This window comes from Asaia sp. W19 (genome assembly GCF_003994335.1).
Classification (GTDB): domain Bacteria; phylum Pseudomonadota; class Alphaproteobacteria; order Acetobacterales; family Acetobacteraceae; genus Asaia.
The window spans coordinates 36,706-59,743 of sequence record NZ_PNQZ01000065.1 but is presented as its reverse complement, the minus strand read 5'-3'; the positions used below and the strand labels follow the sequence as shown (position 1 = coordinate 59,743).

At 60.4% G+C, this 23,038-nt stretch carries 27 protein-coding genes and 4 tRNA genes; 22 read left to right on the top strand and 9 right to left on the bottom strand.

Annotation, left to right across the window (positions count from 1 at the left end; translation table 11 throughout):
* Positions 1-8 precede the first annotated feature (8 nt).
* The 8 genes from C0V97_RS13610 (at position 9) to rimI (ending at position 6,296) form a co-directional block, all read left to right on the top strand.
* Entirely contained in the window at positions 9-443 is a 435-nt protein-coding gene (locus C0V97_RS13610) for a biopolymer transporter ExbD (protein ID WP_127103116.1), read from the top strand.
* A complete protein-coding gene (locus tag C0V97_RS13605) occupies positions 444-1,700 on the top strand; it encodes a hypothetical protein (RefSeq protein ID WP_233582171.1) in 1,257 nt (418 codons plus the stop codon).
* 98 nt (positions 1,701-1,798) lie between these two features.
* Positions 1,799-2,563 (top strand): response regulator, encoded by a 765-nt coding sequence (locus C0V97_RS13600; RefSeq protein WP_127103115.1) that lies wholly within the window; start codon positions 1,799-1,801, stop codon positions 2,561-2,563.
* 6 nt (positions 2,564-2,569) lie between these two features.
* Positions 2,570-3,931, top strand: coding sequence for an ATP-binding protein (locus tag C0V97_RS13595; RefSeq protein ID WP_127103114.1), 1,362 nt, complete (start codon positions 2,570-2,572; stop codon positions 3,929-3,931).
* A 74-nt stretch (positions 3,932-4,005) separates the two neighbouring features.
* Positions 4,006-4,569 carry a NifU family protein gene (locus C0V97_RS13590; protein ID WP_127103113.1) on the top strand — a complete coding sequence of 188 codons (564 nt, stop codon included), beginning with the start codon at positions 4,006-4,008 and terminating at the stop codon, positions 4,567-4,569.
* 43 nt (positions 4,570-4,612) lie between these two features.
* A complete protein-coding gene (locus tag C0V97_RS13585; protein ID WP_370265714.1) occupies positions 4,613-5,191 on the top strand; it encodes a malonic semialdehyde reductase in 579 nt (192 codons plus the stop codon).
* Positions 5,191-5,838, top strand: coding sequence for a tRNA (adenosine(37)-N6)-threonylcarbamoyltransferase complex dimerization subunit type 1 TsaB (locus C0V97_RS13580; RefSeq protein WP_127103111.1), 648 nt, complete (start codon positions 5,191-5,193; stop codon positions 5,836-5,838). Before C0V97_RS13585 ends, C0V97_RS13580 begins: the two co-directional genes overlap by 1 nt.
* The gene (rimI, locus tag C0V97_RS13575; RefSeq protein ID WP_127103110.1) at positions 5,835-6,296 is read left to right on the top strand and encodes a ribosomal protein S18-alanine N-acetyltransferase; all 462 of its coding nucleotides are present in this window, start codon (positions 5,835-5,837) and stop codon (positions 6,294-6,296) included. Before C0V97_RS13580 ends, rimI begins: the two co-directional genes overlap by 4 nt.
* Here rimI and C0V97_RS13570 read toward each other — a convergent pair.
* Positions 6,269-6,502 (bottom strand): sulfurtransferase TusA family protein, encoded by a 234-nt coding sequence (locus C0V97_RS13570; RefSeq protein WP_127103109.1) that lies wholly within the window; start codon positions 6,500-6,502, stop codon positions 6,269-6,271. The genes rimI and C0V97_RS13570 overlap by 28 nt on opposite strands.
* Positions 6,503-6,597: 95 nt before the next feature.
* On the opposite strand from C0V97_RS13570, the gene C0V97_RS13565 reads away from it, so the two are divergent.
* The 5 genes from C0V97_RS13565 (at position 6,598) to C0V97_RS13545 (ending at position 10,543) form a co-directional block, all read left to right on the top strand.
* Positions 6,598-6,996: a MucR family transcriptional regulator gene (locus tag C0V97_RS13565; protein ID WP_127103108.1), complete on the top strand. Its 399-nt coding sequence runs from the start codon at positions 6,598-6,600 to the stop codon at positions 6,994-6,996.
* Positions 6,997-7,062: 66 nt separating this feature from the next.
* Entirely contained in the window at positions 7,063-7,557 is a 495-nt protein-coding gene (locus C0V97_RS13560; protein ID WP_127103107.1) for a Fur family transcriptional regulator, read from the top strand.
* A 23-nt stretch (positions 7,558-7,580) separates the two neighbouring features.
* Positions 7,581-8,453: a GNAT family N-acetyltransferase gene (locus tag C0V97_RS13555; protein WP_127103128.1), complete on the top strand. Its 873-nt coding sequence runs from the start codon at positions 7,581-7,583 to the stop codon at positions 8,451-8,453.
* Between the two features lie 77 nt (positions 8,454-8,530).
* The gene (gene lnt / locus C0V97_RS13550) at positions 8,531-9,994 is read left to right on the top strand and encodes an apolipoprotein N-acyltransferase (protein WP_127103106.1); all 1,464 of its coding nucleotides are present in this window, start codon (positions 8,531-8,533) and stop codon (positions 9,992-9,994) included.
* Between the two features lie 63 nt (positions 9,995-10,057).
* Complete coding sequence (locus C0V97_RS13545) at positions 10,058-10,543, top strand: helix-turn-helix domain-containing protein (RefSeq protein ID WP_127103105.1); 486 nt, start codon at positions 10,058-10,060, stop codon at positions 10,541-10,543.
* 60 nt (positions 10,544-10,603) lie between these two features.
* On the opposite strand, the gene C0V97_RS13540 is transcribed toward C0V97_RS13545, so the two are convergent.
* Positions 10,604-11,266 carry a tyrosine-protein phosphatase gene (locus C0V97_RS13540; protein WP_127103104.1) on the bottom strand — a complete coding sequence of 221 codons (663 nt, stop codon included), beginning with the start codon at positions 11,264-11,266 and terminating at the stop codon, positions 10,604-10,606.
* Between the two features lie 93 nt (positions 11,267-11,359).
* On the opposite strand from C0V97_RS13540, the gene C0V97_RS13535 reads away from it, so the two are divergent.
* Together C0V97_RS13535 and C0V97_RS13530 are read left to right on the top strand one after the other, a co-directional pair.
* Positions 11,360-11,671: a hypothetical protein gene (locus tag C0V97_RS13535; RefSeq protein WP_127103103.1), complete on the top strand. Its 312-nt coding sequence runs from the start codon at positions 11,360-11,362 to the stop codon at positions 11,669-11,671.
* Entirely contained in the window at positions 11,664-12,410 is a 747-nt protein-coding gene (locus C0V97_RS13530) for a class I SAM-dependent methyltransferase (RefSeq protein ID WP_127103102.1), read from the top strand. Before C0V97_RS13535 ends, C0V97_RS13530 begins: the two co-directional genes overlap by 8 nt.
* A gap of 136 nt (positions 12,411-12,546) precedes the next feature.
* Here the strand turns inward: C0V97_RS13530 and C0V97_RS13525 are convergent, their stop codons facing one another.
* Positions 12,547-12,726: a Trm112 family protein gene (locus C0V97_RS13525; protein WP_127103101.1), complete on the bottom strand. Its 180-nt coding sequence runs from the start codon at positions 12,724-12,726 to the stop codon at positions 12,547-12,549.
* A gap of 103 nt (positions 12,727-12,829) precedes the next feature.
* The gene (locus tag C0V97_RS13520) at positions 12,830-13,786 is read right to left on the bottom strand and encodes a tetratricopeptide repeat protein (protein ID WP_127103100.1); all 957 of its coding nucleotides are present in this window, start codon (positions 13,784-13,786) and stop codon (positions 12,830-12,832) included.
* A 194-nt stretch (positions 13,787-13,980) separates the two neighbouring features.
* On the opposite strand from C0V97_RS13520, the gene C0V97_RS13515 reads away from it, so the two are divergent.
* From C0V97_RS13515 to C0V97_RS13505, 3 genes are all read left to right on the top strand, one after another.
* Positions 13,981-14,055 (top strand) — tRNA-Gly (locus C0V97_RS13515).
* Positions 14,056-14,334: 279 nt separating this feature from the next.
* The gene (locus C0V97_RS13510) at positions 14,335-15,309 is read left to right on the top strand and encodes a hypothetical protein (protein WP_233582169.1); all 975 of its coding nucleotides are present in this window, start codon (positions 14,335-14,337) and stop codon (positions 15,307-15,309) included.
* Positions 15,310-15,404: 95 nt separating this feature from the next.
* Positions 15,405-16,853 carry an APC family permease gene (locus tag C0V97_RS13505; protein ID WP_127103099.1) on the top strand — a complete coding sequence of 483 codons (1,449 nt, stop codon included), beginning with the start codon at positions 15,405-15,407 and terminating at the stop codon, positions 16,851-16,853.
* A gap of 12 nt (positions 16,854-16,865) precedes the next feature.
* Here C0V97_RS13505 and C0V97_RS13500 read toward each other — a convergent pair.
* Positions 16,866-16,940, bottom strand: a tRNA-Thr gene (locus tag C0V97_RS13500).
* 92 nt (positions 16,941-17,032) lie between these two features.
* Between C0V97_RS13500 and C0V97_RS13495 the strand changes: the two genes are divergently transcribed.
* Genes C0V97_RS13495 through C0V97_RS13485 form a run of 3 tightly spaced genes read left to right on the top strand, consistent with a single transcriptional unit; the run spans position 17,033 to position 20,839 of the window.
* Positions 17,033-18,508 carry a paraquat-inducible protein A gene (locus tag C0V97_RS13495; protein ID WP_127103098.1) on the top strand — a complete coding sequence of 492 codons (1,476 nt, stop codon included), beginning with the start codon at positions 17,033-17,035 and terminating at the stop codon, positions 18,506-18,508.
* On the top strand, positions 18,505-20,190 hold the full coding sequence (locus C0V97_RS13490; RefSeq protein ID WP_127103097.1) for an intermembrane transport protein PqiB: 1,686 nt from the start codon (positions 18,505-18,507) through the stop codon (positions 20,188-20,190). The genes C0V97_RS13495 and C0V97_RS13490 overlap by 4 nt, the downstream gene beginning before the upstream one ends.
* A 1-nt stretch (position 20,191) precedes the next feature.
* Positions 20,192-20,839, top strand: coding sequence for a membrane integrity-associated transporter subunit PqiC (locus tag C0V97_RS13485; RefSeq protein WP_233582168.1), 648 nt, complete (start codon positions 20,192-20,194; stop codon positions 20,837-20,839).
* A gap of 120 nt (positions 20,840-20,959) precedes the next feature.
* Here C0V97_RS13485 and nusG read toward each other — a convergent pair whose 3' ends face one another.
* From nusG to C0V97_RS13470, 3 genes are all read right to left on the bottom strand, one after another.
* Positions 20,960-21,490 (bottom strand): transcription termination/antitermination protein NusG, encoded by a 531-nt coding sequence (nusG, locus tag C0V97_RS13480; protein WP_127103096.1) that lies wholly within the window; start codon positions 21,488-21,490, stop codon positions 20,960-20,962.
* 11 nt (positions 21,491-21,501) lie between these two features.
* Complete coding sequence (secE, locus tag C0V97_RS18600; protein WP_199751881.1) at positions 21,502-21,798, bottom strand: preprotein translocase subunit SecE; 297 nt, start codon at positions 21,796-21,798, stop codon at positions 21,502-21,504.
* 86 nt (positions 21,799-21,884) lie between these two features.
* Positions 21,885-21,961 (bottom strand) — tRNA-Trp (locus C0V97_RS13470).
* 184 nt (positions 21,962-22,145) lie between these two features.
* On the opposite strand from C0V97_RS13470, the gene C0V97_RS13465 reads away from it, so the two are divergent.
* Positions 22,146-22,219, top strand: a tRNA-Gly gene (locus C0V97_RS13465).
* A gap of 174 nt (positions 22,220-22,393) precedes the next feature.
* On the opposite strand, the gene C0V97_RS13460 is transcribed toward C0V97_RS13465, so the two are convergent.
* Positions 22,394-22,843 carry a hypothetical protein gene (locus C0V97_RS13460; RefSeq protein WP_127103095.1) on the bottom strand — a complete coding sequence of 150 codons (450 nt, stop codon included), beginning with the start codon at positions 22,841-22,843 and terminating at the stop codon, positions 22,394-22,396.
* Positions 22,844-23,038: the final 195 nt, after the last annotated feature.

The window sequence follows — 23,038 nt, the reverse complement described above, 5'->3', positions numbered from 1 at the left end:
GTTCCCTCATGGCCATGAGCGTTGGATCCGACAGCACGCATGAAGACGAGGGCATCGTCGATATCAACACGACGCCCCTGATCGACGTCATGCTCGTGCTGCTCATCATGCTGATCATCACCATCCCGCTTCAGACGCATTCGGTCGCGCTGGACCTGCCGCAGGGCAATCCGCCGCCCAGCACCGAAGAGCCCAAGGTTGTCACCGTTGCGGTCGATTTCGACAATTCCATCAGCTGGAATGGCGAACCCGTCTCCTCCGAGGCCGATCTTCAGGCGCGCTTCATGAACGCGGCCAACATGCCCGATCAGCCTGAGATGCATATTCACCCGAATCGCCTGGCAGACTACAAGACTGTGGCCCATGTGCTTGCTGACGCGCAGCGTCTTGGCATCACCAAGCTCGGTATCGTGGGTCAAGACCAGTTCATGGAAGGACAGTAAGTGCGTTTTCCCCGTTGTTCTCGCGCCCTCCTGGTTGCCAGCTCGCTTCTGGCGGCCTCCTCTTTCGTTCCGGTCATCGGGTCCAGCCTGGTTACGGTTGCTCACGCTGAAGACCAGCTGAGCGCCAAGGTCGGCAAGCCCCTGCAGGATGCGCAAACGGCTCTGGGCGCTAAGAACTACGCCAAGGCCATGAGTGCGGTGAACACCGCCGACGCGGTACCGGGGAAGACCGATTACGAGAAATACACCATCGCCCAGATGCGCGCGGCCGTTGCGGCTTCGTCGGGCGATGTGGCTGCTGCATCCAAGGCCTACGACGTGCTCATCGCGTCGCCGCGCACTCCGGCGGCCGCGAAACAGCAGATGCTGATGGCCAATGCGACGATGGCCTACAATGCCAAGGACTATGCACAAGCCGTTCCGGCGATCGAGCGCTATCTGAAGATCGCGGGACCCAATCCCCAGATGCAGACTCTCTTGGTCCAGTCCTATTATCTGCAGCAGGACTACAAGAACGCAGCGCGCGTCCAGCAGGATCAGATCAACGCCGAGATCAAGGCGAAGCATGTTCCGGCCGAGAACCAGCTTCAGTTCCTGGCGACCTGCTATCACCAGATGAAAGACTCAGCCAACGAGACGCATGCCTATGTGCTCCTGGCCAAGTATTATTCCAAGCCCGATTACTGGGCGATGCTGATTCACAATCTTGCGGCCGATCCGCAGATGCCTGATGCACTCACCTTCAATCTTGAGCGTCTGCGTATGGCTACCGGCGTGCTGAAAGAGCCGTCGGATTACATGGACATGGTCGAACGCGCCGTGCAGGGCGGTCTGCCCCAGCTCGGGCTCAACCTCATGAACCAGGCCTATGCCAGCGGTGCGCTCGGCAAGGATGCCGGTGCGGCCCGCGAGGCCCGCCTCAAGGCGATGGTGGTGAAGCGCGCAGCTGAAACCAAGGCGAGCCTGACAGCGGACGCCGAAGCGGCACGCAAGCTGCCCAACGCGGCACCTTCGCTGACGGCCGGGTATAATCTCGTTCTGGACGGACAGGTGGACGCAGGTCTGGCCCTCATGCGTGAAGGCCTCGCCAAGAAGCCCGTCGCGCCTGAGGGCGCCAAGCTGCAATATGGTATGGCGCAGATGGATGGTGGTCGCGAGGATGACGCGATCAAGACCTTCGCCGACGTCCACGGTGATCATGGTGCCCAGGATCTGGCCCAGCTCTGGACCCTTCTGATCTCCAAACCATCAAAATGAGGTAATGCGTCGCAAACCCCATCGAGAAGGTTGTTCTTGCGCGATTTGAGACATAGATTGTATCAAATCTCGTTTACCACAGCATGATCGATGGGATAATGACGACAGTACCTACCGCTCCCGACCTGCCGGCTCGTATCCTTATCGTTGAAGACGATCCCGGCATGCGAACCCTCATTCAGCGTGCCCTTCAGGGTGACGGCTTCCGGGTCCGCAGCGTCGCCTCTGGCGATGAAATGTGGGACGCTCTCGCTGTCGGTCCTGTCGATCTCCTCGTCATGGACGTCATGCTTCCCAAGACCAGCGGTGTCGAGCTTTGCCGCGCCATCCGTAACGGTCAGGGAACGAATCATCCGGGCGAAGCTCCGCTGGCCCAGACTCCAATCATCATGGTCTCTGCCCGAGGCGAGGAACGCGATCGCGTTCTCGGCCTCGAAATCGGCGCCGATGATTACGTGGCGAAGCCCTTCGGTCAGCGTGAGCTGCTGGCCCGGGTCCGCGCCGTGCTCCGTCGTGGTCAGGGCGCGGCACCAACCGAGGTTTCACGCAAGGAAACGATCCTGTTCGCCGGGTGGAAGCTCGATCTGCGTCGTCGTGAACTGACGGACCCGTCTGGTGCCGTCGTCGATATCTCTGGCGCAGAGCATGACCTGCTCACAAGCTTCCTGGATAATCCGCAGCGCGTCATCGCCCGTGACCGTTTGCTCGAGCTGTCTCGCACGCGCCTCGGTGACGTGTCGGATCGCAGCATCGACGTTCTGGTGAGCCGCCTGCGTCGCAAGCTCGGGGCTGACGCCGATGCCCTGATCCGTACGGTCCGTGGTCTCGGCTATATCTTTGTCGCCGAAGTCGAGCGCGTCTGAGGCCGAATGCCGTTTTCTCTGGGTGGGGGAGGCACGCCCCGGATCATTCGTCTCTGGCCAGTGGGTCTGGTGGGGCGTGTCAGCGTTGTCCTTCTGGCAGCCGTCATACTGGTGTTTGTCGCAAGTGCCTTTTTTTACGAAGAGGCCGAGACCTATATCGATGATGACAGCCGGATCACCCAGCTGGCAGAGGAACTGAGCACCGATCTGCGCGTGCTGCGCACGACCCCCATAAGCCAGCGCGGCCTTTTGGGGGCGCTTCTTTCAGATAACGGGATCAGCGTGGCGTGGCGTTCGGCCAACCAGCCGATCGATCTGGACCAGCCGCATCGCCTGCGCCGCGTCGAAGACAGCCTGATTGCAAACGATCGCGATCTCGGGAAAGCCAATATCCATGTATGGGCGGATCGGGCTGACTCCTCGAGCATTCATGGCACGCTGCAACTGGCCGATGGCAGTCTTCTGGCCTTCAACGTGCCGGGTATCCTGAAGCATCGTCATATGACTGGGGGGCTGGCCTCTGCGGCCATTACCGCTGGTGCAGTTGCTATCGCCGCGGCCATGATCGTGCGTTCTCTAAGCACGCCGCTGCGCGCGCTCGCGCAGGTGGCGGACAGCATCGCAAAATCCGACGATATGCAATGGACGATGGTCGATGAGCGCGGACCACGCGAAGTGCGTGGTCTGGCGAAAGCCATCAACAAGATGCAGCATCGTATCCGCCGTCTAATCAATGACAGGACCGAGATCCTGGCAGCGGTTTCCCATGATCTGCGCACGCCGCTTGCCCGGTTGCGTTTACGTGCCGGTTTCATGGACGATGAGGAGACCCAGGCAGCCATAGAAGCCGATATCGACGAGATGGAGGCGATGGTGACCGGGGTGCTCGCCTACCTCGCGGGTGATCTCGATCCGGAGCCTGTCAAGCAGGTCGATCTCGTGGCCATTCTGAACACGTTGCTCGACTCCCAGAGCGATCGCGGCAGGGATACGAGCTATGAGGGCCCAGACCGGTGCTATGCGCTGGTGCGCCCTCTGGCGATTAAGCGTGTCTTCGCGAACCTGATTGATAATGCCTGCAATTACGGTGGGGATGCTCATGTCACCCTGCGGACCGATGGAAAGACAGCGCTGATCTCGGTCGTCGATGACGGTCCGGGCATTCCCGAGGCTGAGCTCGAAAAGGTTCTTTCGGCTTTTTACCGCGTGGAAGGATCGCGCTCTCGCGCAACAGGCGGGATGGGGCTTGGCCTGGCCATCGTCACTCGCGAGGTCGGGCGCGCGGGAGGGAAGGTCGATCTCCATAACGCGCCCGGACGAGGGCTATGCGTCGAGATTACCTTGCCGCTTGGTGTGACGCAGGCCTGAATCGCGGATAAAGGACTTGCAGAGTCGCGATTGATGGCACATGTCACGGCAGCAACCGTTATCTGAGAGCCGTGATGTTTATCGAGACCGAGGATACCCCAAACCCCGCCACTCTGAAGTTCCTGCCCGGTCGTGCTGTGACCGGTCATCGCGGGACCGCCGACTTCGCTGACCCGAAAGCTGCCGAGGGGCGGTCACCGCTTGCCAGCGCGCTCTTCGACGTCGAGGGCGTCTGCGGTGTGTTTCTCGGCGGTGACTTCATCTCCGTCACCAAGACTGACGAGTTCAGCTGGAATACGCTCAAGCCGGTCCTGCTCACGGCAATCACGGCACATTTCGAGTCAGGCGCAGCCTGTCTCGATTCCGTGGCGCAGACGCAGGAAGAGGCGATCGCCCCTGAAGACGAGGCTGTAGTCGCCCAGATTCGCGAGTTGCTGGACACGCGCGTCCGTCCTGCCGTTGCAGGCGACGGGGGGGATATCGTATTCAGAGGCTATCGCGACGGCATCGTGCGGCTGACCATGCAGGGAGCCTGTGCCGGATGCCCGTCATCGCGCGCTACGCTCAAGCATGGCGTCGAGAACATGCTGCGCCACTATGTTCCCGAAGTGGTTGCCGTCGAACAGGTTGAGGATTGAGAGTTTGAGCGAGAGTCATCCAGAGCCCCGTCTCCAGACGTCACTGGATGCATTGTCGCTCGATCAACTGTTTCGCGAGGCGAGAACGCCCCGGAGCTGGTCCGATCAGCCCGTCGGGCGTGAAATGCTTGTCGCGCTTTACGACTTGCTCAAACTCGGTCCGACCTCCGGCAATTGCTGTCCGGCTCGCCTCGTTTTCCTCACGGCAGATGACATGAAAGAGCGCCTGCGTCCTGCTCTGTCGCCGGGCAATGTCGAGTCCTGTCTCTCGGCGCCGGTAGTCGTCCTCGTATGCCACGACCCGCTGTTTTTCGAACATCTCCCCCGGCTGAACAGGGAAGAGGGACTGCGCAACTGGTTTGCCGCCGATGTCGGCCTGTCCGAGGAAACCGCAATGCGTAATGGCTCCCTTCAGGGGGGCTATCTCATTTTGGCCGCCCGTGCGCTCGGTCTGGCGGTTGCGCCCTATTCCGGCTTCGACGCCTATTCAGTTGAGGATGTTTTCCTCAACGACACCGGTTGGCGTGTAAATTTCATCGCGGGCCTCGGTTATCCTGGGCCCGAGAAAGCGCCTGAGCGGGCGATGCGTCTCGGATTTGACGAAGCCTGCCTGGTGCTCTGATGCCTGGCTCCGGGTCGCTCCGATGCCTCGTTCTCAATGGTGCCACTCTGGGCGCGGGGGCCAGCGGGGATATTGCACTCTTCGACGGTGCGTTCTGTGTCGCTCATGAGCGCCTTGAGGGGTTGGGAGCGACAGCTTTCCTGGCTGCTATCTGTCGGAATATGCTGCGCGCCGCCGCCTGGCTCTCCGGTCCTGATCTCATCGTGGCGGTCACCGGGCCAGGCTCGTTTACAGGATTACGGGCAAGCCTCGCATTTGCAAACGGGCTGTCCGCCGGATACGGCGCGCGGCTGCGCGGTGTCACGACTGGACAATGCTACAGGGCCAGACCGGAATGGGCGCAGGCGGTATGCGTGACCCATGCGCGTCGCAATCGCATTTTCGCCGAGTTTTCCGATGGGCGGTTCTGGGCTGGACCACCTGACAGCCTTGATCTACCAGACGAGACGCACGTGATCGGTAATGGCGTGGCGTCGCTTTCCGGCGCAGCATTGCGGCGCGAGGAGTTGACGCATCCGGATATCACGCTGGTGCTCAAAGCCGGGCTCGCCGTAGCTGATAGCCCTTCCCTTCAACCCGTCTATGTCGATGCGCCGGAAGCCAAGCTGCCGGCGCAGGGTCTGCGTCCCGCCCCCAGCGTCGGATGACCGCATTGCGGATTGAACCTGCCCGGCCGTGCCATGCCGCAGTTTGTTCGGCGGTTCATGAAGCCTGCTTTCCAGAAGCAGAGCGCTGGACCCGCGACGCGTTCCACGCACTGCTTGGCACGCCTGGGGCCTTGGGGTGGCTCTCTCTCGACGGAGACCAGCCGCGGGGGCTCATCCTCGTGCGTCAGGCCGGGGATGAGGCAGAAATCCTGACCCTTGGGGTACATCCCGCCTGCAGACGGCAGGGGCTCGCCCGGGCATTGCTGGATCATGCGGTCGCATTCCTGGCCCAAAGGGCGGTCGAAGCCTTGTTCCTCGAGGTCTCGACCACGAATGGCGCGGCGCTGGCGCTTTATGCGTGCTGTGGCTTCAGGTCATGCGGTCTGAGGAAGCGTTATTATCCCGACGGGAGTGATGCTCAGGTTCTGCGTCATGATTTGACGAGTGTGATCCTGTAGCGCGTTTCGTCTTCATCGTGAGGGTGGGTCTCGAAGGGGGTCTCTCCCAGAGTGTTGAGTAGAACCCGCACATTCCTCAGTGTTTCTTCACTCTTCAGCAGGATCTCGAGTTCATCGCCTTTAGAGGCCTGATCCAGCGCCAGCCGCACATGGACTGTTGTCATCGGACAAATCTGCTGGGTGATATCAACAATTTTCACTGTCATTATATCTTATCTTCAACTGTATTTTGCAGATTTTCTTGAATTCCATTTACATATGAGTATATCTTAACGTGTATATACTCTATGGAGAGAACGGAATGTCGAGCGAGCCGGAAAACCTGACCTTACAAAAGCTGACCACGCAGATTATTTCTGCTTACGTCACTCATAATGAAATATCGGGGCAGGATCTACCCAATCTTATTCGGACCGTGCATCAGACACTTTCAAATGTCGCAAATACAAAGCCCGAGACTGTGAAGCCTACACCGGCAGTACCGCCCAAGAAGTCGGTCTTTCCCGATTACATCATCTGTCTCGAAGACGGGAAAAAGCTCAAGCTCCTGCGCCGCCATCTGCAGACCGTGTATGACATGACACCCCAGCAATATCGCGAGCGCTGGGATCTGCCCCCCGAATATCCGATGGTCGCGCCCAATTATGCCAGTCATCGCTCAAATCTTGCGCGCAAGATCGGGCTCGGCCACAGGCGATGAGAAAGCCGCCCTTTGCCTGCGACTTAACGTTGGCAAAGGGCAGGTTTTTCGGCTACGCCGTATTCCATGGTATCTGAAGCGAAAGCTGACGCAAAGCGAAGCGGGCGGGCTCAGGAAGAGTCGCGTATCGGGCAACTCTGTATCGAACGAGGCCTGAAAATGACAGGGCAGCGTCGCGTCATCGCGCGCGTATTGTCCGAAGCGGAAGATCACCCGGATGTTGAGGAGCTTTATCGCCGCGCCTCGCAGATGGATGCCCGCATTTCGATTGCAACGGTCTATCGTACGGTCCGCCTCCTTGAGGAGAAGGGCATTCTCGAGCGTCGCGATTTCGGTGGTGGGCGCGCCAGATACGAGGCGAGCGAGCCCGGGCATCAGCATCACTACCATCTGATCGATGTCGATAGCGGCCATGTGGTTGAATTTGAAGATGAGGATCATGCCGCCCTGATGGAGACGCTCGCGCGCCGCCTTGGCTTCGATCTGGTCTCTCATCGTCTCGAACTCTTTGGTCGACGCCTGCCGCAGAAGCCCGGCGAGACAACAGGTCAGGACGGATGAACGCCAAACCTTCGCATGCCGAGATGTTTCGCCTGCTTGTCACTGACGGCGAAACAACGTCCCCTGCCGGTCAGTCCCTCTCGACCCTCGACCTTGCGCGTGATGCCTTTCCGGAACTGCGCGGCGGTCAGCTGGGTGTTCGTATCGCGACGACCGACGCGGAGCGTGAGGCCGCTCAGGCCCTGCGTTACCGTGTCTTCTTCGAGGAGATGGGCGCCCGGCCGAGTGCGCAGACGGCTCGGTTGAAGCGCGATATCGATGAATTCGATGAGGTCGCGGACCATCTTCTTGTCATCGACCACGCCGTGTCTTCAGGTGCGGAGGGTGTGGTCGGCACCTATCGTTTGCTCACCAGCGACAAGGCAGCCTTGCTCGGGCGCTACTACACCTCGAGCGAATACGATATCTCGCCCCTGATCGAGTTTCCTGGTCGCCTGCTCGAAGTCGGGCGCTCATGTGTGGACCAGCGTTATCGTGGCCGTTCAGCCATGCAGCTGCTCTGGCGCGGTATCGCTTCCTATATCTTCCTGCACCGCATCGATGTGTTGTTCGGCTGTGCCAGCCTGCCCGGAACCAACCCGGAGTTGATGGCTGACGAACTGACCTATCTCTACCACAATCATCTGGCCCCCCCGGCCTTGCGTATTCGTGCGCTCCCCGATCGCTACGTCGATATGCAACGCAGCGATCCGCATCTGCTCGATCACAGGAGATGCCTGTCCCGCTTGCCCCCCCTCATCAAGGGCTACCTGCGCCTAGGCGGCTTCATCGGTGATGGAGCGGTGGTTGATGAACAATTCAACACGACGGATGTTGCCGTGCTCGTGAAAAGCGAGTTGCTGGCCGATAAATACTACCGTCATTACGAGCGCCGCCTGAGGGACGCGCTCGAGTAGATCAGGAGCAGAATGTGTCTTTCCGGCTCAGGAATTCTTCCTTCCCGCCGAGCCGGCTCCCATTTTCCACCGGGAAAATGATTCTGGCCGATCTTGTTGTCGGAGCGTTGACCGCTCTGGCCCTGCCGCCCGTATATTGCCTTCCTGCTTTGGCTCTGGGGTTGCTCTATCTGTATCGCTGCGCCCAGGATGCAGCGACTACCCGCCAATTGGCCCTGCACGGCTTCCTTTTTGGTCTGGCCTTCCACACGGCGGCGCTGTCCTGGCTGACCAATGCCATTCTCACGCGTGCTCATGAGTTCTGGTGGGCTGTGCCGATCGCTGCCCCCGGATGCGCGCTCATTCTCGCGCCGTTCATCATGGTGCCCGTTCTCCTATGCCGGCTCGTTCCAGCGGGCCTGATGCGCATGGTCCTGCTGGCCGCCCTCTGGACACTGGCTGACATGGGAAGGGTCTATATTTTCACCGGCTTTCCCTGGAATCCGACGGGCAGTATCGTCGAGATTCCGGGTGTGATCGGCGATATCCTTATCCAGCCAGCCTCTGTCATCGGCGTGGACGGTCTGACCTTCCTCGTCGTTCTGATCGGGCTTCTCGTCTGGCACAGCAATCTAACCCGAGCCGTCCTCGCCGGGCTCGTGATCGTGTGGGGGCTAGGCGGATGGTATCGTCTCTCTCATCCGGTCCTGATGCCGGTTTCCAACCCTGTGGTTGCGCTCCTGCAGGGGAATGTCCAGGAAAAGGATATTCTCACCCGAAATGGCGCACTCGACGCCTTCAGGCTTTATCTGCGCCTTACGAGTGAGGGCGTGGCTAAGGCCCGTGATATCGCGGCCGATCGTCCTGTTGTCTATCTTTGGCCAGAATCCGGCTTCCCCGGGTTGCTGGATGAGGAGGAGGGCGCACGCCGCATCATCGCCCAGGCCGCAGACGGTGCCTGGGGCATGATCGGCTCGGATCGCCGGGATGCCGAGAACCGCTTCTACAACAGTATCATGGCGCTTGATGAGAGCGGTCGTATCCAGGCCATATACGACAAGGCGACCCTGGTTCCTTTTGGGGAGTATCAGCCCCGTTTCATCCCGTTCAACCTGCTCCCGGATCAACTGACGCCGGGGAAAGGTCTCGCGACCTGGTCCTTGCCCGTCCTTGGAGCCGTCGCTCCCATGGTGTGCTACGAGATCATTTTTTCGGGTCATGCGGTCAGCAGTAAGCGCCCGTACTGGATTGCCAATATCACCAATGATGCCTGGTTCGGAAATAGCGCCGGACCCCGGCAGCATCTGGCCACGGCGAGAATGCGCGCCGTCGAGGAGGGGCTGCCGGTGGTCCAGGCAGCCAATATGGGGATTACCGCCGCCTTTGACGGGTCAGGGCATCTGCTGGGGCGTTTGCCCTGGGGAAAGCCGGACAGCCTTGTTGTTGCCTTGCCCCCGCCACACCCACCGACCATCTTCTCATCCTGTGGGAGAACGGTGCCGCTCAGCCTGTGCGCGCTCGCCGCCATACTGGCTCTTTTGTTTGGGCGCCGTCGAAAATAGATAATAAAAGGTTAACGCATTGCGATTGGCGCATGCTGTTACCCTCAGTATGAGTCCATATTCATGAACCCTAACGCGAAAAGCGCATCGGCTGCGGGTCCGATCGACGCCCTCGTGGGCGCACGCATCAGACTTCGCCGGACTTCGCTGGGAATGTCTCAGGAGAAGCTGGGAGCCGCGCTTGGCCTGACTTTCCAGCAGGTACAGAAGTATGAGCGCGGTGCGAACAAGGTCGGTGCAAGCCGCCTGTATGAAATGTCACGCGTTCTGGACGTGCCAATCGGATTTTTCTTCGATGATCTGACGCGCAATGAGCAGGATGGGGGGCGGTTCGGCCCCCGGACATCGGGATTTTCAGAAACTCCCCCCACATTCGTGGCCGCTACGGGGGGATGCGTCCCAGATCTGACGGAGCGCGCAGGCGCACCCATCCGGGCCGTTCTCGACGAGGCGGCTCGCGAGTTGCTGGAAGCCTTCCAGCGCATCGGAGATGAGCGCGTCAGGCACCAACTCGTCAGCCTTGTCAAAAGCATGGCCTCGGCCAGCTAGGATCGGGCCCCATGTCGGAGGACTCTCCGCCATGGGGTGCCGCTGTCCGTGGTCTGACCTCTATTCCCTGCGGAGGACTTTATCGGTCACGAAGGAGGACAGCTTGCCTGCGACGAAATCCTGTTTGAGCTGAACCTCGTCATATTCCTGTGCAACCCACTCCAGGAAGGGAATACGGCCCTCTGCCTGAGCTTGATAGCGCAGGACGAATGCATCCAGAATCCCGGTGCGCGAGCGGTTGAAATGGCCGAAGCGCCAATGGAGCTGGCGAAGCGCCTGCGCCGCGCTCCCTCCTTCGAACAAAATCACCAATGCGGAGGCCAGCCCGGCCCGGTCCGCACCGGACTTGCAATGCATGAGCATGGGCTGCTCGATGTGGGTGTAGAGCCCGGCAAAACGCAGGATCCGGTCACGATGAGGCGCACCCCGGCTCTCAAAGGCCATGTCGATATGGGTAAGGCCTATGGCTTCTGCCGCATGGCGTGAGAGGGCATCCGAGCCACAGCGGCGATGACCGCGAAGATTGACGAGTGTTCTGAGCCCTAGCCGCTCTCTGAGCCGCGCGAGACGGGCTGGTGTCGGGTGGTTGCAGCGATAGACCTTGCCCGGAATGACAGGGGCGAGGTTGGTCCAGGGCAGGCGAAAGATCGCATGATCGACGAACAGGCTGTCGATCCAGGCCTTTCTTCGGCCGCGAGGTGAGGCGAGCGATCCATCGAACACGCAGAGTTCTCCTTGAGACAATCCGCCCTGCCTGCCGCACGCACTTCCATCCGTCAATTGCCGGGTGCGAGCGAGGTTGATAGAACTTGTCTCATGCGTCCAACCCCGCTCCTCATTTTCATGGCGGTACTCACCGGCTGCGCGGGGAATGGCTTTGGCCCACCCAAGCCCGATCTTGCGGTCAATGGTCCGCCAGGCCACCCGCCCGGTCGCCCCCCCCAGCGGGATCGCATGGCGCGCGCCTATGCGTCGCTGCCCGTAGCAATTCCGGGTATGGATGGGCAGTCGGGACCGCCCATGCTGCCAGGCCTCGCGACTGAGACAGTCACCAGCGAGGTCAAGCCGCAATATGCGGTGCCGGACGCCGAAGTTTCCTATGGCAAGAGGGATGCTGGTCATGAGTGAGTTCGTTACCCGCCAATACAGCGATCGCGCGCAGGATTACGTTCAGAGCGCGACGCATGCTCAGGGTGAGGATCTCGACCGGCTCAAGATGCTTCTCGAATCTGAAGCACCATTCTGCGCGCTCGATCTCGGTTGCGGCGGGGGACATGTAAGCTATGCATTGGCTGCCTGCGCGACGCAGGTCGTCGCCTGTGATCCGACCCGGACCATGGCGATTGCCGTGAAGACGGAGGCTGCGACACGTAGCCTCGCATCCATTCGTCCGGTTTGCGGTTTTGCTGAAGCACTCCCCTTTGCCGACCATGCCTTCGACGCCGTTGTGAGTCGCTACAGCGCCCATCACTGGGGGGATTTGGCCTGCGGACTGGCGGAGGCGAGACGTGTCCTACGTCCTCAGGGCGTGGGGGTCTTCATCGACACGGTGGCACCGCCCGGGGCGATGGAAGACTCGGTCCTGCAAGCCATCGAGACCCTGCGCGACCCGTCCCATATGCGCAATTATCGCGTGGATGAGTGGCGTCTGGCACTGGCGAAGGCGGGATTCACCGTGGAAGCGCAGGAGGCTTTTCGTCTGCGGCTGGATTTCAGGAGCTGGGTTGCGCGGACACGCACGCCGGACCTGCATCGGCAGGCCATCCTCTCCCTGCAGCAGGCAACGAGCCCGTCGGTCCGCGAGGTCTTCGAGATCGCTGAAGACGGAAGCTTCACGATCGACACAGCATTTTTTGTCGTGCGCTAGATCAGGGAATGGTCCCTGATCCTGCGTGAGGCCATTTCGTTGATCGGGATGCGACCGTGGCGATGGGGATCTGGCCTGTGCACGGCAAGATACCGCTCTTGAGGTGTGGTGCGCGTGCGGAACTGGGCTTTTTGTCTCAGGCGGAAAGGCGGCGCGCTTCTTCCGGCAGCATGACCGGAATACCGTCACGCACGGGATAGGCCAGCCCGGCTCCTTTGCTGACGAGCTCTTGGGCTTCGCGGTCATAAGTGAGCGCTTCCTTGGTAACGGGGCAAACGAGCATCGAGAGAAGACGCGGGTCGAGATCCTGGGCCATGCGTGAATTCCTGACTGAAAAAAGGAGGAAGGGCGGCATAACATGGTAATCCGCCCTGGAAAGATGGGAAGGCAGGGAGCGGAGTAGCCCCCTGCCAGGGCGTTCAGGAGAACAGAAGGGCGGAGAGCTTGCGTCGCGCAGGCAGCGTGGCCGGGTCTGTGTTGCCCCAGGCTTCGAAGAAGCGCAGCAATTCGGCCTTGGCCGCACCTTCATTCCAGTCGCGATCCTGTTTGATGATCGAGAGAAGGGTATCGGCGGCCTCAGTTTTCTCCCCTGCGCCGTTGAGCGCTCCGGCAAGCTGGAAGCGTAACGCCAGATCTTCGGGGGCCTGAGCGCATTCGGCGCGCAAGCCGTCGAGGGCAGACGCCGCCTGACGGCTCTCCTTATGTAGAGCGAGTGCGGAACGCGCGCCCGAGATGGCCGGATGCTCGGTCAGCTTGGGCGGTACCTGGCTCAGGGCTTCATCGGCACCTTCATCATCATCGAGCGCAATCAGGGCACGGATCATGCCCCCCCAGCCTTCGGCGTTTTCCGGCTCGATCTCAAGCAGCGAGGCATAGAGGCTTGCAGCTTCTGCGGCCTGACCATCCTGAAGCGCCGTAGCGGCGGCGGAGAGCAATTCAGCGCTCGGCAGGCTCGCGCCGGTCGCCTTGACGACTTGCTCGATGAAGCGACGCACTTCGCTCTCGGGCTGGGCACCCTGCATGATGTCCATGATCTGCCCCTTATAAAAGGCAGCGACGAGGGGAATGGACTGGATAGGCAAACCGATCTGCGCCAGCTGGGCAGCAAGGGCCGCATTGGCCTCGACATCCACCTTGACCAGTTTCACCCGTCCGCCGGCCGCCGTGACAGCGCGCTCAAGTATCGGGGTGAGCTGCTTGCATGGGCCACACCAGGGTGCCCAGAAATCGACGAGAACCGGAATCTGGCGGCTGGCCTCAAGCACCTCCGGCATGAAGCTGCGCTGATCAGCATCGACAATCATGGCGCCGGCGGCGGGAGGAGCGAATTGTCCCTCCTGTTTTGGTGAGGGGCTCTGTCCGATGATGTAATCCATGGTGTCTCTCTGTTCCGGAGCTGCGGCCGCGCTGAGCAGAACCGCCTTTCAAACATGGCTACAAGATTGTTCTGAAGCTATTCGGAAGCAAGCCCGGCGGAGAGCTCTCGGAGTAAAGTGAAAAAAAACGCCTTTTTTCAAAAAACCCCCTTGCGCCCCATCGCTGCAGGCAGTATTCACCCGTCCAACGGAACGCGGGCGTAGCTCAGGGGTAGAGCACAACCTTGCCAAGGTTGGGGTCGTGGGTTCGAATCCCATCGCCCGCTCCAGACTTCTTCTTCAAAAGTCTGGAGCGTCGCTTCCAAAATCACCATCACAATACAATCTGTATTTTGGTCGCCAAGATTTATTCTTTGTTCACAACTCCGTGACCAGAGGGTGCTTTGACGCTTGCGTATCAAGGTTTCTGACTTTGTGTTCAAGAAAAACCTGGCTCTGGAAGATTGCCTTCCTGAAATAAGGTTTTAAACCGTCGCTAGGTAACAATAAAATAATGCGACCGGATTTTGAGACAGTATCATTCCTTTGCAGGACGACTTCGTCCGATCTTGATCAGGATTTCCCAATTCGCTGCTGCAGCAATTGCGTTCTGTTCGGTCACTACGGTGCGGGCCTCGGATGCTGAGCCTCAACCAAAGCGCGAGCAATGGTATACCGGGTCGCTTATTTCACCATCCGGTCCTCAGTTCAAGGCTGGGGTGCTCGGCATAGAGCCCTATCTGACGTATAATCAGGCAGTCGATTATCTTGGTTCAAATGGCGCGAGCATGCCCATGGAATCAGGGCAGCGTACCGTCAGTAATTCGACCATGGTCAAATACGGTCTGACCGATAATGTCAGTATCCAGATATTTCCGGCGATCAGCTATGGCTGGAAGCGTCACGACGGCAGCACGAGCGGCCTGAAATTCGGCGATCTTCCAGTCGATTTCCTCTGGCGCTTCCTCGATCCGAATCCCAAGCGCTATATCCCCTCGCTCAGTCTTTTCGCCGGCATGCTCATGCCGACCGGTGATTACACTAATCTAGGGCGGAGTCAGGACGGGGTCGGAAACGGGGCCTATGTGTTCCGTACGGCGCTGGTCGAGCAATCCACCTATGAGCTGCCTCATGACTACACCTTCCGTCTGCGTATGTGGGCAACCTTCCGTCGCGCCGTCAGCTCGGCACGCCTCAATGATCTGACGAGCTATGGTACGACCAAAGGCTTCGTCGGCAAGGGGCGACCGGGGATGAGCGGTCAGGCCGGAGCGTCATTCGAATTCGGGTTCAATCAGCGTCTCGTTCTTGCAGTCGATCTGCTGCGCGACTGGGCCAATGGTGCCCGCGTATGGGGGACTGAGGGCTCGGGGCGTCGTATCGACCGCGTCAGCGGGTCTTCCGGCGACTGGATGGTCGCGCCCGCCCTCGAATATAGCTGGTCCCCCCGCTTCGGTGTGGTTGCCGGCGCTTCCACTTTCTTTGCTGGTCATAATACCAGCCTCAATGTCGCTCCGCAGATCGCGGTCAACATGATGTTCTGAGCTTTTCCTGCGCCCGGAAAAGCTATAGCGGGCTTGCCTTGCGCCGGGCGTGGCGTCACGCTGTTCACCAATCGGAATTTGGGGAACACGGCACCATGGCAGAAGACGGCCAGTCTCGCACTCTGCATCGTCAGCTTGGGCCGTTTGGCCTGCTGATGATGGGTATCGGCAGCGTTGTCGGGGCGGGAATATATGTACTGCCTGGCATTGCCGCCGCGCATTACGCAGGCCCTGCCGTTTCGCTCGCCTTCGTCCTGGCCGCCATAGGATGTGGCTTTACGGGGGTGTGCTATGCCGAGCTGGCCTCAGCCCTGCCGGAAGCAATGGGAGGCGCCTATGGCTATGCTCGCGCCACATTGGGCGTTAGGCCGGCGTGGTGGGTGGCCTGGATGCTCGTTCTTGAGTATGCGCTGGCCGGCTCGGCCGTCTCAGTCGGGCTGACCGGCTATCTCTCGGGGCTGCTGTCCTCCCTTGGCGTGACCTTGCCGGACAGTGTGACGGGCTCGACCGTCATCTGGAAGTCAGGCGGTTTTCATCTCGCACCGCAGATCAATGCCGTGGCCCTGTTCCTGGTCCTCACCCTCGGGCTCATTCTTTCTCGCGGCATCAGGCAGGCAAGCTGGGCCAATAGCGGTTTCGTGCTGCTCAAGCTCGCTGTGCTGGTCGTGTTCGTCTGGGTGGGATGTCGCCACGTGAACACGGCTTTGTGGCATCCTTTCCTCCCGCCTTCCGAGGGGGGATTCTCGTTTGGATTAGCCGGGTTGCTCCGTGCCGTGGCGGTGGTTTCCTTTGCCTATCTCGGCTTTGACTCGATTTCGATCGCCGCTTCCGAGGCACGACATCCCGGGCGGGATGTACCGTTTGGCTTGATCGGCGCGTTGGCCATCAGCGCCGTTCTCTATGTCCTGGTCTCGCTGGTCATGACAGGGCTTGTGCCATTTCGTCAGCTCGATGTGGCCTCTCCGGTTGCTCTGGCTGTGCAGGCGCTTGCCATGCCTGTGCTTGGCGTGGTGTTGCAGTTCGGTTCCGTCATCGGGCTGGGCTCGGTGCTTTTCGTCAGTCTCTACGGGCAGTCGCGGCTATGCCATATCCTTGCGCATGACCGCCTGATCAGTGAACGGCTCAGTCTGGTCGATGCCCGGAGCGGCGCGCCTGTTCTGGCGATCGCCCTGACGACCGGGCTCACCGCCCTTACGGCGGCGCTTCTCCCCATCACCCTTCTGGCCGATCTGGTCAGTATTGGGACCATGATCGGCTTCGTCGTGATCGCCGTGGCGGTCATGCGCCTGCGGGGGGAAACAGACCGTTCGCCCGCCAGATTTCGCGTCCCGCTTGGCGGAGTACGTTTTGGTACACTCTGGATCGGTGTGGTGCCGGTGCTGGCAATCGCAACCTGTGCAATCAATCTTGCGACGGTGCTGAGCGATCTCGTTGCACAAAGCCTGCGCGGCGACTGGATCCCGCTCGGTTTCCTCGCGTTGTATTGCGTCGCAGGTTGGGTGCTCGGAAGGCGCAGCCTCGCGCAGATGGATCATGCAGGATAACGGAGGGGGAAATGGTGCCGACACTCGGAATTGAACCGAGGACCTACTGATTACGAATCAGTTGCTCTACCCCTGAGCTATGTCGGCGTCCTTGGCGCGGTGCTATAGCCGAGACCGGGCGCGACTGCAACAGGCCAAACACCTATCTCTCGACGGAATCGTTCGCTACAACATGTTTCATGTCTGATCGCTTCCATAAGCGTCTGTGGCGCAATGCCGTCACCATGACCTCCGCAGCGCCTCCCATGCCCACCCTCAAGGTGGTGGAGGGGTTGCGGGAATGTCCCGATTGCGGGCTCTTCCAGACCGTACCACGCCTGCAGCGTGGGCAAGTGGCGTATTGCCAACGTTGCGACGCGCAGCTTGCGCGACGGCGGCATACACCGCCCATCGCCGCGCCAACGGCCTTCTGCATCGCCTCGGCGGCGCTGTATCTGGCCTTGCTCCTCACCCATCTCCTCACCATCAACGTGCATGGGCGCGTCAATACGGTAACCATTCTGACCGGTCCGATTGAACTCGGGCGGGAGGGGTTTGGCGAAATCGGTGTGATCGTGGGGTTGACTACTCTGGTCATGCCGGGCGTCGTAATCGCATTGATGGGGGCCATTCTCTACGGGGCCAGCCGGCGGCACATGCCGGATTGGGCACCGTGCCTCATGTCCTGGTACGAGCGCCTGCGCGAGTGGTCGATGATCGAGGTGTATATCCTCGGTGTTTTCGTGGCCTATACCAAGCTGATCGATCTGGCGATCGTCGATCTTCAGGCAGGTGTGTTTCTGATAGCGGCGCTCATGATTACCATGGCGGCTACGGATTCGACGCTCGATGTCGAACGTATCTGGCATAATCGTGACATCCGCGAGGAGATGGAAGACGGTCAGGGCCGCATCCTCCCGGTCGAGCATCTGACGGCGACTGAAGAGTCCATGCCGCCCATCCAGCACATGCTTTCCTGCCACTCCTGCGGGTTGGTCATGGCCTTCGATCACGAAGTGCCGCGTGAGGGTGATATGGGCGATTGCCCGCGCTGCCATCAGATCCTGCGCCGGCGCAAGTCGAATAGTCTGACCAATGCGGCGGCCCTGCTCCTGGCGGGGATCATCTGTTACATCCCGGCCAACCTTCTGCCAGTGATGACCTACACCAAGATGGGTCAACCCGACACGAGCACCATCATTCATGGCGTGATCGAGCTGTGGCAGTCCAATCTCATCCCCCTGGCCCTTCTGGTGCTCTTCGCGTCCATCACCGTTCCGGTGCTCAAGATCGTCTCCCTGGCGCTCATGGTACTGGGCACATGGCGCAAGCAAAAGCGCGGCCTGCGGCAGCTCACCAAATTGTATCGCCTGATCGATATCATCGGACGTTGGTCGATGATCGACGTTTTCATGATCTCAATTCTTGTTGCGATCGTTCATTTTAACTTTCTCGCCAATGTTTTGGCGGACCCGGGTGTGGTTTTCTTCACCATCGTCGTCATCGTGACGATCTTTGCGGTGCATAGCTTCGACCCGCGTAGCATGTGGGACGCCGCCGGGGAGAACGGTCCGGTACCGGCCCCCGACGAGGCGAGACAAAATTCCGACCAAGGAGGGATCTCCGAGGCCGGTCATCCCTTTCCTCCTCACGATATGGAGCCTGAGCGCGCGTGAGCGACCAAAACGACCAATCCCCGCAGCAGACACCCGCCCCCAAAAAGGCCGGGGTCAGAAAAACACGTTTTTCGATCGTCTGGCTGATACCGATCATCGCCATCGTGATCGCGGGGTGGCTCGCTTGGCGCAGCTTCGCCAATCGCGGGCCGGATATCACCATCACCTTCGATACGGCGTCCGGCCTGACGGCTGGCCAGACTCAGGTGAAGAACAAGGCCGTGACGCTCGGGACAGTGCAGGATATCAGCCTGACCCCTGATATGCGCCGCGTCATCGTTCATGTGCGCATGAACGGAGATACCGAAGATATCCTTACCGACCATACCCGGTTCTGGGTCGTACGGCCGCGTATCAACGGGGCCAGTATCACGGGGCTCGAAACCCTGCTTTCAGGGGCCTATATCGCGATCGACCCTGGCGAGAAGGGAGGGCGTTACGAAAGTAATTTCACCGGGCTCGAGGCCGCGCCAGGTGTGCGCTCCGATCAGCCCGGCTCAACCTTCATGCTGGTCACGCCCACTCTTGGGTCGATCGGCGAGGGGGCTCCAGTATTTTTCCGAGATATGTCGGTGGGTGAGGTGCTGGGCTATACCATGCCACCCGGGGGCGAGGGGCCGATCATGGTCCAGGTCTTCGTGAAGTCGCCCTATGATCACTATCTGCGCACCGATACGCGCTTCTGGAACGTGTCTGGCGTTCAGGTCGGGCTCGGCGCTGGCGGTCTCAAGGTTCAGCTGACCTCATTGCAGGCGCTGCTTTCGGGCGGTGTTGCTTTTGGTCTGCCGACGCGTCGTCTCAAGGTGGATGCGCCTCAGGCTCCGGCGAATTCTGTCTTCCGCCTTTATGCCAGCCAGGCCGAGGCCGATAATGCGCGCTACCATCAGCGCGTGAAGGCGGCCACCTATATCGACAGCTCGGTCAAGGGGCTGACGACAGGGGCGACGGTCAGCATGTTCGGCATTCAGGTTGGTAGCGTGACCGATGTCTCGCTCAAGGTGAACGAGCAGGATGCCTCGGCGCGGGTCCGTGTCGAAATGGAGCTCGAGCCGGAGCGCGTGCTGAACTCGGAAGAATCCTCACGTGATTCGCAGCACAAGCTTCTGGCGGCCTTTGTGGCCAAGGGGATGCGGGCCTCGGTCGAGAGCGCGAGCTTCCTGACCGGCGAGTCCATGATCGGCCTGCAATTCGTCAAGAATGCCAAGCCGGCGACAATCACCTATGAAGATGGTGTGGCTATCATTCCGAGCCAGCCTGGCGGAATCGACGGCATCATGGCCTCGGCTGCGACGACGATGGACAAGGTGGCGGCCATGCCGCTGACCCAGATTGGCGAGCACCTGAACGATCTTCTGGCCCATGCCGATCAGCGCCTGGCCAGCCCCGAGGTCAAGCAGTCGATAGTCGCCCTGCGCGATTCGTTGCGGCATATCTCCGAGCTGACCCAGAACGCCAATGAGGGCATGAAGCCGTTCCTCAAGAAACTGCCTGCCATGAGCGATGCGCTGCAGGGAACGCTGAAGAATGCCCAGGTGGTCCTGGCCAGCTATGGCGGCGATACGGATTTCCATCGCGATCTGCAGGCGATGATCACACAGCTCAGTCAGGCTGCTCGCTCCATACGCTTCCTGACGGATTATCTGAACCACCACCCCTCGGCACTGATTACGGGACGCCATTGACGTGAACAAGCTCTCTCCCTCCCGCCCGCGCCAGGGCTCGAAGATCCGGTCGCGTCGCCCTGCCGCCTTGTTGGGCCTGTCCTTGCTCATGGCCACCGGTCTCACCGCCTGTGGCAGCGACCCGGATCTCTATTCTATCGCGCCCGTTTCCGGTATGGCTCAACCAGGCGGCCCGGTCACGGTTGAGATACGCACACCTGTCGTGACCGCCAGCCTCGATCGTGACGAGATCGTCCGGCAGGACAAGGACTACAAGCTCAATATGGCAAAGGGGAATGCCTGGAGCGAACCGATCGGCGATATGATTGGCCGTGTGCTGACACGGGATCTTGCCCAGCGCTTGCCGGGCAGCACCGTGTTTGCCCAGAACGACGCGGTCTCGACCAAGCCTCAGGCCTTCGTCGAGGTGACCATCACCGCCTTCAATGCGGATCAGCAGGGGAACGCCTCACTGATCGGGTCCCTCTCGGTACATGGTGACAAGCCGGGAATCGGCCCGAACCTGACGACTCCGGTGCAATTCGAAACCCGGCTGGACAACAAGCGCGCGAGCACGCTGGTCGCGGGGCTGAGCATCTTGACCGGACAACTGGCTGACATGGCCGCGCAAAAGATCCGCTCTTTGCCGGTCCTGCCGATCACGCCCTGAAGTTTCGGAGGGATATCCCCCTCCGGCCGAGGGGTTTGCCTCTTCGAGCCCTGATCTCCAGGCATGAAAAAACCCGCCTCCTTTCGGGGGTGGGTTTTTTTGTCGTTTATGGCGAAGCGATCAGAGCTTCTCGACCTGTGTGTAATCCAGTTCCACGGGGGTAGAGCGACCGAAGATCGACACGCTCACCTTGAGGCGCGAACGCTCCTCGTCCACTTCCTCGATAACACCATTGAACGAGGTGAAGGGGCCATCGGCCACGCGAATCTGTTCGCCGATCTCGAAGGTGAGGGCCGAACGCGGACGCTCGACACCTTCTTCGGCCTGCTTGAGCATACGCTCGGCTTCAGCTTCGGTGATGGGAGAGGGACGGTTGCGTGTCCCCAGAAAGCCGGTGACCTTGGGCGTGTCCTTGACCAGGTGCCATGCGTCATCGGTCAGTTCCATTTTCACCAGGACATAGCCGGGGAAGAACTTGCGCTCGGCATTGACCTTGCGACCACGGCGAACTTCGGTGACGTCCTCGGAGGGAACCAGAACTTCTTCGAACTGGTCGCTCAGACCCTTCTGGGCAGCCTGTTCCTTGATGTGGGTCGCGATCTTCTTCTCGAACCCGGAATAGACATGCACGACGTACCAACGCTTAGCCATGGTTGTTCGTCTTAGCCTCCAACGCCAAAGAGTTCGCGCACGCCAAGCCCGATGACCTGGTCGACAACGAAAAAGAATACGGAAGTAAGGGCGGCCATCGCAAGTACGGCACCCGTGGTGACCAGCGTGTTACGGCGTGTCGGCCAGGTCACCCTGGTCGCCTCCGTGCGCACATCCTTCAGGTACTGAACCAGATTGAAGCGGGCGGCTGGTTTGGAAGAGGGTTTCGGGGCGTCTTTCGATGCGCCTCCCTTGGAGGGCGAAGACTGCTGCGACCCGTGCTTGGGGGTAGTGACCGACACCGTCATCCTCATGTTTATCTGAAAGCCGCGCGTGGCGGAATACCGCGCCCGACTCCGCTCGCTGACATGATCAGCCAGCGGCTGCGGCGTGGTGGCAGGGGCGGAGGGTCTCGAACTCTCAACCTCCGGTTTTGGAGACCGGCGCTCTAGCCAATTGAGCTACACCCCTATCGTCGTCCGCCTGGTCAACCGTCTCGGATGAGACATCCTGTTCGGTTGGGTCATGACGAGACCACTTGCGGCGTAATGCGGCGCGCTGGCGGTTAAGTCAAGAGATCATTTGCAGTTTTTCGGGTAAAACTGTCTCTTGCGTCCTGCAGGGATCAGCGTTAGGGAGAGCCATCAGCTGAAGCGCGGGCGTAGCATAGTGGTAATGCAGTAGCCTTCCAAGCTTCTGAGGAGGGTTCGATTCCCTTCGCCCGCTCCAGCCGAGTTTTCCCAGAAAATCTGCTTTCCGCGCACTGCACTGGCTGGCCGCGAGAAGAGCGGTGTCTGCATCATCAGCGGGTGCCGATCTCTCTGAACGGCACGATATCAGGGCGGGGCTTCCCTGAAACAAGGCGCCTGAGCTTTCCCTGGTTCTTCGGGGTAGATACCGGGCCTAGCGGGTCTGACACGGCGCATGGCTGGGCTGGGCTGCGGCGAACTGGGTGATCATGAGCGCGACGGGCGCGTCCCCCACATTTCCTGACAAATGACCGACATGGCCTTCAGGATCGGGCTTGCCACCAACATCCTCGCTCAACAGGGCGTCGCCTGGATTGAGCTCAACGCGCGTACCATCCATGCTCTGGACGAACCAGACGCCCTGTATTGGGATGATCCATTGTACGCTTTCGGGGGCGTGCCATCCGCCCTTCCACGCGGCTGGCTGGACACTCGTGACCATGCGGGCCTGACCCTGCTGGGCGTGATTGACCCATTGCGGATCGGCATGGGCTGCCATGTGCATCAGGGTGAAATTCCTGAGCTTGCATTTGGTCAGATGACTGACGCCCTGCCCATCTGTCCAGTTGTCCCAGTAAGGCACGCCCGCGGGTTGTTCCGGCATGCGGGGGGCTGCCTCCTTTGCTGCGTTCTCACCGGTCGCGGGTGCGGGTGCGGGTGCGCCAGTCGCTGTTTTGGCCAGCGGAGGGCAGGTCAAGCCGCAGAGGGTGAATACAAGGGCGACAAATACCTGCAGAGACAGCGTACAGGCCGAAGAACGGACGCGTGCGAGAGTGGGCGCGGGGCGAACGGGGGGCAT

Bases quoted from the DNA above. Each gene is read 5' to 3' on its own strand.
- C0V97_RS13525 (WP_127103101.1), bottom strand. From the start codon at position 12,726: ATGGCCCAGGATCTCGACCCGCGTCTTCTCTCGATGCTCGTTTGCCCC.
- lnt (WP_127103106.1), top strand. From the start codon at position 8,531: ATGATTCTGGCCGATCTTGTTGTCGGAGCGTTGACCGCTCTGGCCCTG.
- C0V97_RS13460 (WP_127103095.1), bottom strand. From the start codon at position 22,843: ATGCCGGAACAACCCGCGGGCGTGCCTTACTGGGACAACTGGACAGAT.
- C0V97_RS13580 (WP_127103111.1), top strand. From the start codon at position 5,191: ATGCCTGGCTCCGGGTCGCTCCGATGCCTCGTTCTCAATGGTGCCACT.
- nusG (WP_127103096.1), bottom strand. From the start codon at position 21,490: ATGGCTAAGCGTTGGTACGTCGTGCATGTCTATTCCGGGTTCGAGAAG.
- C0V97_RS13560 (WP_127103107.1), top strand. From the start codon at position 7,063: ATGGTATCTGAAGCGAAAGCTGACGCAAAGCGAAGCGGGCGGGCTCAG.
- C0V97_RS13545 (WP_127103105.1), top strand. From the start codon at position 10,058: ATGAACCCTAACGCGAAAAGCGCATCGGCTGCGGGTCCGATCGACGCC.
- C0V97_RS13530 (WP_127103102.1), top strand. From the start codon at position 11,664: ATGAGTGAGTTCGTTACCCGCCAATACAGCGATCGCGCGCAGGATTAC.
- C0V97_RS13590 (WP_127103113.1), top strand. From the start codon at position 4,006: ATGTTTATCGAGACCGAGGATACCCCAAACCCCGCCACTCTGAAGTTC.
- C0V97_RS13520 (WP_127103100.1), bottom strand. From the start codon at position 13,786: ATGGATTACATCATCGGACAGAGCCCCTCACCAAAACAGGAGGGACAA.
- C0V97_RS13505 (WP_127103099.1), top strand. From the start codon at position 15,405: ATGGCAGAAGACGGCCAGTCTCGCACTCTGCATCGTCAGCTTGGGCCG.
- rimI (WP_127103110.1), top strand. From the start codon at position 5,835: ATGACCGCATTGCGGATTGAACCTGCCCGGCCGTGCCATGCCGCAGTT.
- C0V97_RS13565 (WP_127103108.1), top strand. From the start codon at position 6,598: ATGTCGAGCGAGCCGGAAAACCTGACCTTACAAAAGCTGACCACGCAG.
- secE (WP_199751881.1), bottom strand. From the start codon at position 21,798: ATGACGGTGTCGGTCACTACCCCCAAGCACGGGTCGCAGCAGTCTTCG.
- C0V97_RS13570 (WP_127103109.1), bottom strand. From the start codon at position 6,502: ATGACAGTGAAAATTGTTGATATCACCCAGCAGATTTGTCCGATGACA.
- C0V97_RS13535 (WP_127103103.1), top strand. From the start codon at position 11,360: ATGCGTCCAACCCCGCTCCTCATTTTCATGGCGGTACTCACCGGCTGC.
- C0V97_RS13495 (WP_127103098.1), top strand. From the start codon at position 17,033: ATGTCTGATCGCTTCCATAAGCGTCTGTGGCGCAATGCCGTCACCATG.
- C0V97_RS13555 (WP_127103128.1), top strand. From the start codon at position 7,581: ATGTTTCGCCTGCTTGTCACTGACGGCGAAACAACGTCCCCTGCCGGT.
- C0V97_RS13595 (WP_127103114.1), top strand. From the start codon at position 2,570: ATGCCGTTTTCTCTGGGTGGGGGAGGCACGCCCCGGATCATTCGTCTC.
- C0V97_RS13610 (WP_127103116.1), top strand. From the start codon at position 9: ATGGCCATGAGCGTTGGATCCGACAGCACGCATGAAGACGAGGGCATC.
- C0V97_RS13600 (WP_127103115.1), top strand. From the start codon at position 1,799: ATGACGACAGTACCTACCGCTCCCGACCTGCCGGCTCGTATCCTTATC.